The sequence below is a fragment of the Streptomyces sp. SAS_272 genome (assembly GCF_052543235.1).
Window position 1 is genome coordinate 1 of sequence record NZ_JBMNDR010000198.1, and the last position, 2,845, is coordinate 2,845.

Below are 2,845 nucleotides of genomic sequence, written 5' to 3' on the forward strand. Positions count from 1 at the left end.
CTGGGTGCGGCATGTGCGTGAGGCGGTGCGGTTCGCCGACGGGATCGGTGTGCTGGCCGCCGAGGGGGTGACGCGGTTCCTGGAGATCGGCCCCGACGGCACCCTCACCGCCCTCGCGCAGAACAGCCCGGCGGACGGCGTGCTGTACACGCCGGTTCTCCGCAAGGACGGTCAGGAGTCCCGGCACTTCGTGGCGGCCCTCGCGCGACTGCACCTGAGCGGCGCGGCGGTGACGTGGTCCACGCTCCTCCCGGCGGCGCGCACGGTCGAGCTGCCCACGTACGCCTTCCGCCGTGACCGGTTCTGGCTGGAGCGTTCCTACGCCGAGGACGGCTCGGCCGTCGCCGTCGACGGGCTGCACCACCGTGTCGTCTGGCGTACGGTCGCCGGCCTGCCCGAGGGCGCGCGGCTGTCCGGGCGCTGGCTGTTTTTGAGGCCCGTGTCCTCGGCCGGCGCGGACGGCTGGGACGGCGCCCTGACCGGCGCACTGCACGACGCCGGTGCGGAACTGGTCGCCGTCGAGCATCACCACAGCGACGGCCGGGCCGAGTTGGCGCGCCGTATCGCCGTGGCCGTCGGCGATGCCCCGGTCGCCGGCGTCGTCTCCACCCTCGCCCTGGAGCGCGGGGGGAACGCAGACGTTCCCGACGGCGTTCTCGCGACCACGGTGCTCGTCCAGGCCCTCGGAGACGCCGCCGTCTCGGCGCCGCTCTGGACCCTGACCCGGGAAGCCGTCACCGCCACGGCCGGCGATCCGGCCCCGGAACCCGACCAGGCCGCCGTCTGGGGCCTGGGGCGCGTCGTCGCCCTGGAACACCCCGACCGCTGGGGCGGGCTCGTGGACCTGCCCGCGACCCTGGACCGGCGTTCGGCCGCCCGGCTGGTCACCCTGCTCGCCGTCGGCGCGACGGCCGCAGGCCCGCGCGAGGACCAGGCCGCGGTCCGCTCCGGCGGACTCATGGGCCGCCGCCTGGTCCCGGCCTCTCCCACAGCGGAATCCGCTTGGCAGCCGTCCGGCACGGTCCTGGTGACCGGAGGCACAGGCGCGCTGGGCGCCAGAGTCGCCCGGTGGGCCGCCCGGGCGGGCGCCGCGCACCTCATCCTGGCCAGCCGCAACGGGGACCGGGTGCCGGGCGCCGAGGACCTGCGGGGCGAACTGCAGGACGCCGGCGCCGAAGTGACGTTCGCAGCAGTTGATCTGACGAACCGTAAGGCGTTGCGCGCGCTGCTCGACGCCCACCCTGTCGACGCGGTCGTCCACACGGCAGGGGTACTGGAGGACGGCGTCCTCGACGGCCTGACACCGGCCGCCTTCAAGAAGGTCTTCGCCGCCAAGGTCGCCGGCGCACGCAACCTGGACGAGCTGACCCGCAACCGCGAGCTGTCCGCCTTCATCCTCTTCTCGTCCTTCGCCGGCACGGTCGGCTCCGCCGGACAGGCCAACTACGCCGCCGCCAACGCCCTGTTGGACGCCCTCGCGGAGCGGCGCAGGAGCGAGGGGCTGCCCGCCACCTCGATCGCCTGGGGGCCGTGGGCAGGCGGCGGCATGGCCGCAGACGCCGACGCGGAGGTCCGGCAACTGAGAGGCGGTGTGGGCCTCCTCGACCCTGACCGGGCCCTGGACGCCCTCGCCGCCGCCGCTGGGGACGCGACGGCCGCGGCCTTCGTGGCCGACGTCGACTGGAGCCGTTTCGGCGCCGCCTTCACCGCGGTCCGGCACAGCCCGTTCCTCGCGGAGGTGTACCGCGTCCCGGCCGGAACCCAGGTCACCGCCGAGACCGTCACGACCGCACTCCAGGCGCGTCTGCGCGGCCTCGCCCCCGAGGCGCGCCTGCGGGAACTCGTCACAGAGGTCCGTGCCCGGGCCGCTGCGGCACTCGGATACGAGGGCGCCGAACAGGTCGGTGCGGAGCGGGCTTTCCGCGATATGGGCGTGGACTCGCTCATCGCGGTGGAGCTGCGCAACGTCCTGGCCTCCGTGTCGGGCGTCACCCTCCCCACGACGGCGGTCTTCGACCATCCGACCCCGCAGGCGCTGGCCGCGTTCATCCACGCGGAGCTGTTCGGGGACGAGACCGCAGCAGCCGCCACGCCGTACGGGACCGCTGCGATCGCGGTGGACGAGCCGATGGCGATCGTGGGCATGGCCTGTCGTTTCCCCGGTGGCGTCGAGACCCCGGAACAGTTCTGGGAGCTGCTCGCGGACGGCCGCGAGGGCGTCGGGGACTTCCCCACCGACCGCGGCTGGGACCTCGACCTGCTCTTCTCCCCCGACCCGGACAACCCGTACGCCAGCCACACCGCGCGCGGTGGGTTCCTGTCCGATGTCGGTCAGTTCGATGCGGAGTTCTTCGGGGTGTCGCCGCGTGAGGCGTTGGCGATGGATCCGCAGCAGCGGTTGTTGTTGGAGACGTCGTGGGAGGCGGTGGAGCGGGCGGGGGTGGATCCTCGGTCGTTGCGGGGGAGTCGTACGGGTGTGTTCGTGGGGACGAACGGTCAGGACTATCCGGCGTTGTTGAGTGTGTCGGAGGGTGACTTCGGCGGGTATGTGGGGACGGGGAACGCGGCGAGTGTGGCGTCGGGTCGGGTGTCGTATGTGCTGGGTCTGGAGGGTCCGGCGGTGACGGTCGACACGGCGTGCTCGTCGTCGTTGGTGGCTCTGCATCTGGCGGGGCAGGCGCTGCGGTCGGGGGAGTGCGACCTGGCGCTGGCGGGCGGTGTGACGGTGATGTCGACGCCGGGCGCTTTCGTGGAGTTCGGTCGTCAGGGTGGGTTGGCGGCGGATGGTCGGTGCCGGGCGTTCGGTGAGGGTGCGGACGGTACGGGGTGGGGTGAGGGTGTGGGT

The 2,845-nt window shown here is 73.5% G+C and carries 1 protein-coding gene; it reads left to right on the forward strand.

The window, feature by feature from the left end; all coding sequences use genetic code 11:
- Positions 1 to 2,845 (forward strand): SDR family NAD(P)-dependent oxidoreductase (locus ACN6LD_RS42060; RefSeq protein ID WP_445045924.1); only part of this gene is annotated, 2,845 nt, incomplete at both ends.